Raw genomic sequence first — 6,326 nt, 5'->3', positions numbered from 1 at the left:
GTGTCCGGCGCCTCCGCGTCGACGGCCTTCCAGTACGCCGCGTCGTCGCCGGTCACGTTCTTGTACGCGTGACTCCCGACGTGCAGCATCCCTTCGCCGTCGAAGCCCTCGAACCCTTCCGGCCGGTCCTCGTCGACCACGTCGGCGAGCGAGTCCGGGTCCGCCAGTGCGGCGTCCCACACCTCCCGCCCCTGCGCGATCAACCAGCCCCGGAACGAGTCGAACCCGTCCTCCGAAGCACCCGAGTTGATCAGATGCGCCGCCGCCCACAGGTCCCACCGGTACGACTCGACCTGCAACCGCGCGAGCTCGGTCCCGAACCCGACGATCACCTCGGCCCGCGCCGCACCCAGCACCTTCGTCAACGCATCCGCGACGCCGTCCGGATCAGCCACAGTGTCATCCACCGAGGCCCGCGCATCCTCGACCAGACCCCAGAACCCATCCCTGTCCACCTACAAACCATCTCACTCACCCCGGGTCCAACGGGAGGGGTAGGTCCTGTCTGGTGATCCATCGCCTACTGCGGGGCACTCGGCACGGCACCTCGCCGCACGGGTGCAAAGGCCACGATGCTCCGCATCGAGACCTTCGCCCCCGCGCGCCGATGCACCGCACCGAGCACCTCCTCGCTACGGCGCTGGATCACCAGACAGGACCTCATCACCACACGTCGTCGAGTTGGCGGCGTTGTTCTGTGGTGAGTTCCAGTTGGGCGCCGGTGAGGGCGGTGGTGAGGTAGGTGGGTTTGCTGATGCCGACGATGGGGGTGACGGCGGGGGTGCCACCGGTGAGCCAGGCGAGGACTACTGCTGAGGGGCTGGTGTTGAGGGTGGTGGCTACGTCGTTGAGGGCCTCCAGGCGGCGGGTGGTGCCGGGGTGTGTGAAGGCGGGGTCCAGGGGGCGGTCGGGGCGGTTCTCATAGGTGCCGGACATCAGGGGGCTGTAAGCGAACAGTTGCTGCTCCGGATTGGTCTCGGCGTAGTCCAGGACCTCGTCGGTGATCCAGCCGAAGCGGTGGTCGTGGGAGTGGCCGCGGACGAACGGGCGGGGCTGCAGGTACGAGTAGCGCAGCTGTAGGGCGGTCGGCCCCGTCACGCCGAGCTCTGACGCCAGCCCGCGCATCCGTTCGACCCGCCAGAGTGCGTAGTTCGACAGGCCGATGCGGCCAATGGTGCCGTTCTCGGCGTGCTTGCCGAAGGCGGCGGTCGTCTCTTCGAGCGGTGTGGACCGGTCGTCGCGGTGTGCCCAGTACAGGTCGATGTGGTCGACCCCCAGCCGCCGCAGCGACGTCTCGAGCGCGGCGTCGATCGCCTTGGTGCTCAAGCCTTCCGAGTGCTCCGGGTAGCTGCCCGGCCAGAGCGGCTCGCAACCGACCTTCGTTGCAAGCTTGACCCGGTCCCGTACGCCGGGACGCTGCGCCAGCCACCGACCGAGCAGCTCCTCGCTCTGACCGCCTTGGCCGCTCGGGTGCTGCCAGAACGCGTAGCAGTTCGCGGTGTCGATCCACTCCCCGCCCGCGTCCACAAAGGCATCCAGCAACCGGAACGAGGTCTCTTCGTCGATCCGTGTCCCGTACTCCATCGCGCCCAGCGCAAGGTTCACCATGCGCCAGATCCAACAAGCTAGAGCGCTGTCTAGGTCAAGTCCCGCAGTGCCGCCGCCAGCGTCGACGCCTCGGTCGAGTGGTTCTCGCCAGGAACCGCCTTCACTGAAGCGGACGGCAGGTGCGCGGCGACGGCCTGCGCTCCGGCGGACAACGCCGGCCAGGTCTTGTCGCCGTACAGCACCAGCACCGGGACCTTGATGTCGGCCCAGCGATCCGAAGGCAGCGGCTTGCCGGACATCGTGGTGCCGATGATCCGACCGTCGTACGCGATCGTGTGCGCGATCTCCTCGACCGGCGCCCAGAACGGCGACTGCTTCATCCCGGCGACCGCCTCCGCGGGCATCCCGACGGCCGCGGTCATGAACAGCTCGACGGCCTGGTCCCGGCGCCCCGCGGCGACGAACGCGTCCAGCTGCTCGACGTAGTCCGACGGCAGCGGCGGCCGTACGTCGTCCACGACCACCGGCGGCTCGAACAACACCACCTGCGAGACCGGCAGGCCGGCCGCCGCGGCATCCAGCGCCAGCAAGGCCCCCGACGACCACCCGAACAAAATGGCCGGCTGTCCCGCGTCTTCGATCAGCGCGGAGAGGTCCTCGATCTCGCGCTGGATCGCGTACGGCGCGGTGTCGGTGCTGGCGCCACGCCCGCGCCGGTCGTATGCGTACGTCCGGAACTCGTCGCTCAGCAGCTGTCCGACCTCGGCGTTCACCGGGTTCACGGCCCGGTGCGCGGTCGCGCCGTCGATCAGGATCAGCGGCCGGCCGGCGCCGTACGCGTCGTAGCCGATCGTCGTGCCGTCGGCCGATGTCACGGTGCTCATGGTCTTCTCCTCACAGGCAGGGAACTAGACCGTACAGTACTCGCGATAGAACTGGACTGTCTAGTATGATTTCCGGATGGAGCAGTCAGAGATCGAAGGCCGGACGCCCCGCAAACGCCGCGCGATCCTGGCCGCGGCCACCGAGGTCTTCCTCCAGCACGGCTATCTCGGCGCGAGCATGGACGAGGTCGCCGCCAAGGCCGGCGTCTCCAAACAGACCGTCTACAAGCAGTTCGAGAACAAGGAGCGCCTGTTCGCCGAGATCGTCCTCGGCACCAGCGACCAGCTGATGGACGGTCTCTTCCAGGCGTACGTCGAGACGCTCGACGGCGCGGCCGACGCCCGTGAGGCTCTCCGGGCGCTGGCGCACCGCCTACTGCAGAGCTTGACCGCCGACAACGTCCTACAGCTCCGGCGGCTGGTGATCGCCGAGGCGGACCGGTTTCCTGAAGTGTGCGGCGCGTGGTTCAACAGCGGCTTCGAGAAGTCCCTCGACGCCCTCGGTCAGGCGCTGACGAGGCTGAGCGACCGCGGCCTCCTGAAGCAGCTCGACGACCCGACGCTGGCGGCGTACCAGTTCGCCGGGTTGGTGATGTACAAGCCGATGAACCGGGCGATGTTCGCCGGCACCCGCCAGCGCGTCGACAACAGCGAGCTACAGAACCTCGCCGACCAGGCGGCCGACGTCTTTCTCGCGGCGTACGGGTCAGACGGTCCCGCGCGTTGACGTCCGCACCACCAGCTCCGGTGTGAACGTGACGCGCTGATGCTCGTGGTCCGGGTTCGACGACTCGTCCAGCAGGAGCTCCGCGGCGGTCCGGCCGAGCAGCTGGCGCGGTTGCCGTACCGAGGTCAGCGGTACGGCGGCGGCCTCGGCGAACTCGATGTCGTCGTACCCGACGATCGCGAGGTCTTCCGGGACGCGCAGCCCGAGGCTCACGCACTGTTGCAGCAAACCCAACGCGAGCAGGTCGTTCGCGCAGAACGCGGCCGTCGGGCGGCGGTCCGCGGGCAGCCCGGCAAGTCGTTGCCCTGCGCCCCTGCCCTCGGCGACCGTGAGCGCGCCGGTGGTCAGCTCGATGAGGTCGGTGATCGGCTTCCCGGCGGTCCGCAGCGCGCGCCGGGCGCCGTCGCGCCGGTCGACGACCTGGCCGAGCGTGTTCGGCCCGCCGACGTACGCGATCCGCTCGTGCCCCAGCTCGAGCAGGTGCGAGATCGCCAGCTCACCGCCGAGTACGTCGTTCACCGCGACCGAGCAGTGCGTGGCCTCGTCGAGGGTCCGGTCCACGACCACCACCGGCGTACCGCGGGACGGCAGTTTGCGGAGCCGGGACGAGTGCTGGTCGATCGGCGTGATCAGGATGCCCTGGACGCGCTGCTGCTCGAGCAGGTCCAGGTACGCCGCCTCGCGGTCGGCGTCCTCGCTGCTGGTGCAGAGGAACACCGAGAGCCCGGCCGCCTGGGCCGCCTCCTCGACGCCCTTCGCGACGTCGGTGAAGAACGGGTTGCCCGCGTCCAGCATCAGGTACGCGAGGATCCGGCTCGATCCGGCCCGGAGCTGGCGGGCCGACTCGTTGCGGACGAAGCCGAGCGAGGCCATCGCCGCCTCGACCTTGGCACGGGTCAGCGGGCTGACCACCTCGGGGCGGTTCAGTACGTTCGACACCGTGCCGAGGGAGACCCCGGCGGCGGCGGCGACGGCCTTCACGCCGGCCGCGTGCGGCTTGGTCGCCGGGCGCCGGCGGGTGCGTTCGGGCGGAGCCTCCGCATCGTCCACGGACCGCGACCTCCCTGCGTACTTGAAACGTGTTAGCTGCCGAAGGATACCCGGTTCCGGCTGATTCTCCGCGTCACCGGTCCGGGATCGGACGTAAAAGCTGGGCAGGCTCTTGACGCCCACCCGTGCGCCCGCTTAGCGTCGTGACACCTTCTTGAAACCTTTCATCGACCGCCTCCCCGCCCAGAGCACAGGTGCCTCCGTGAATCGTTATTGCTTCTGCCTACAGGTCCGGCCCGACCGGCTCGACGAGTATGTCGACCGGCACCGCAACGTCTGGCCCGACATGCAGGCCGCGCTGCGCGAGTCCGGCTGGCACAACTACTCGCTGTTCCTCCGCGACGACGGCCTGCTGGTCGGGTACGTCGAGTCCGAGGACCTGGAGGCGGCGCAGCGGGCGATGGCGGCGACCGAGGTGAACGCCCGCTGGCAGGCGCAGATGACGGACTTCTTCCAGGGGATCGACGGCAGACCGCCGGACGAGTCCTTCCTGCTGCTGCCCGAGATCTTCCACTTGAAAGAGGTCCACGCATGACTCCCGATGCCGCGAAAGCAGCGCTGAGCCGCCAGGAGATCGAGCTGCCCTCGTGGGCGTTCGGGAACTCCGGTACCCGGTTCAAGGTCTTCACCCAGCCCGGCGTACCGCGGTCGCCGGAGGAGAAGATCGCCGACGCGGCCGTCGTGCACAAGTACACCGGTGTCGCGCCGAGCGTCGCGCTGCACATCCCGTGGGACAAGGTCGACGACTACGCGGCGCTCGCGGCGTACGCCAAGGAGCAGGGCGTCCGGCTCGGGGCGATCAACAGCAACGTGTTCCAGGACGACGACTACAAGCTCGGCAGCGTGACGAACCCGGATCCCGCCGTACGGCGGAAGGCCACCGACCACCTGCTCGAGTGCGTCGACATCATGGACCAGACCGGCTCGCGGGACCTGAAGCTGTGGTTCTCCGACGGTACGAACTACCCGGGTCAGGACGACATCCAGGACCGGCAGGAGCGGCTCGCGACCGCGTTGCGGGAGGTGTACGACCGGCTCGGCGACGACCAGCGGATGCTGCTCGAGTACAAGCTGTTCGAGCCGGCCTTCTACACCACGGACGTGCCGGACTGGGGTACGTCGTACGCGCACTGCCTGGAACTGGGGCCGAAGGCAACGGTCTGTATCGACACCGGGCACCACGCGCCGGGGACCAACATCGAGTTCATCGTGGCGTTCCTGCTGCGCACCAAGAAGCTCGGCGCGTTCGACTTCAACAGCCGGTTCTACGCCGACGACGACCTGATGGTCGGGGCGGCGGACCCGTTCCAGCTGTTCCGGATCATGAACGAGATCGTCCGCGGCGACGCGCTCGACCCGGACGCCGGGATCGCGTTCATGCTCGACCAGTGCCACAACATCGAGGAGAAGATCCCCGCGATCATCCGCTCGGTGATGAACGTCCAGGAGGCCACCGCGAAGGCGCTGCTGGTGGACCGCGACGTACTGCGCACAGCCCAGCGGGAAGGCGACGTGCTCGGCGCGAACGCGGCGCTGATGGACGCGTACAACACCGACGTCCGGCCGCTCCTCGCCGAGCTGCGCGAGTCGCAGGGCCTGGACGCCGACCCGATCGTCGCCTACAAGCGCAGCGGGTACTTCGAGCAGATCACCAAGGACCGCGCCGACGGTCAGCAAGCTGGATGGGGAGCATAAGTGAGTGACACCGCGGCCGAACTCGTTGCGCGCAGCAACCGACTCGGCGCCGATCCACGCAACACCAACTACGCCGGCGGCAACACGTCGGCGAAGGGCACCGAGACCGATCCGGTGACGCAGCAGCCCGTCGAGCTGCTCTGGGTGAAGGGGTCGGGCGGCGACCTCGGCACCCTCACCGGCAAGGGGCTGGCGGTACTGCGGCTGGACCGGTTGAACGCGCTCGTCGACACCTACCCCGGTGTGGACCGCGAGGACGAGATGGTCGCCGCGTTCGACTTCTGCCTGCACGGCAAGGGCGGCGCGGCGCCGTCGATCGACACCGCGATGCACGGGCTCGTCGACGCCCCGCACGTCGACCACCTGCACCCGGACTCCGGGATCGCGCTGGCGACCGCGGCCGACGGCGAGAAGCTGACCGC

8 protein-coding genes are annotated in these 6,326 nt (G+C 68.9%); 4 read left to right on the top strand and 4 right to left on the bottom strand.

Annotation, left to right across the window (positions count from 1 at the left end; all coding sequences use genetic code 11):
* The 3 genes from VFF46_RS32055 to VFF46_RS32045 all read right to left on the bottom strand — a co-directional run.
* Window positions 1-407, bottom strand: a 407-nt coding sequence (locus tag VFF46_RS32055) for a DUF4240 domain-containing protein (RefSeq protein WP_325040983.1), incomplete at its 3' end; no start/stop codon positions are given.
* A gap of 256 nt (window positions 408-663) precedes the next feature.
* Window positions 664-1,608: an aldo/keto reductase gene (locus tag VFF46_RS32050; protein WP_325040982.1), complete on the bottom strand. Its 945-nt coding sequence runs from the start codon at window positions 1,606-1,608 to the stop codon at window positions 664-666.
* Between the two features lie 29 nt (window positions 1,609-1,637).
* Window positions 1,638-2,432, bottom strand: coding sequence for an alpha/beta hydrolase (locus VFF46_RS32045; protein WP_325040981.1), 795 nt, complete (start codon window positions 2,430-2,432; stop codon window positions 1,638-1,640).
* Window positions 2,433-2,508: 76 nt separating this feature from the next.
* On the opposite strand from VFF46_RS32045, the gene VFF46_RS32040 reads away from it, so the two are divergent.
* Window positions 2,509-3,159: a TetR/AcrR family transcriptional regulator gene (locus VFF46_RS32040; RefSeq protein ID WP_325040980.1), complete on the top strand. Its 651-nt coding sequence runs from the start codon at window positions 2,509-2,511 to the stop codon at window positions 3,157-3,159.
* Here the strand turns inward: VFF46_RS32040 and VFF46_RS32035 are convergent.
* A complete protein-coding gene (locus VFF46_RS32035) occupies window positions 3,139-4,209 on the bottom strand; it encodes a LacI family DNA-binding transcriptional regulator (RefSeq protein WP_325040979.1) in 1,071 nt (356 codons plus the stop codon). The genes VFF46_RS32040 and VFF46_RS32035 overlap by 21 nt on opposite strands.
* Before the next feature lie 202 nt (window positions 4,210-4,411).
* Between VFF46_RS32035 and VFF46_RS32030 the strand changes: the two genes are divergently transcribed.
* From VFF46_RS32030 to VFF46_RS32020, 3 genes are all read left to right on the top strand, one after another.
* A complete protein-coding gene (locus VFF46_RS32030; protein ID WP_325040978.1) occupies window positions 4,412-4,744 on the top strand; it encodes an L-rhamnose mutarotase in 333 nt (110 codons plus the stop codon).
* Entirely contained in the window at window positions 4,741-5,904 is a 1,164-nt protein-coding gene (gene rhaI / locus VFF46_RS32025; protein WP_325040977.1) for an L-rhamnose isomerase, read from the top strand. Before VFF46_RS32030 ends, rhaI begins: the two co-directional genes overlap by 4 nt.
* Window positions 5,905-6,326 (top strand): class II aldolase/adducin family protein (locus VFF46_RS32020; RefSeq protein ID WP_325040976.1); only part of this gene is annotated, 422 nt, incomplete at its 3' end.

It is taken from the genome of Kribbella sp. (assembly GCF_035655035.1).
Classification (GTDB): Bacteria; Actinomycetota; Actinomycetes; order Propionibacteriales; family Kribbellaceae; genus Kribbella.
The sequence above is the reverse complement of the archived record's forward strand: the minus strand, read 5'-3'. Positions and strand labels throughout refer to the sequence as shown.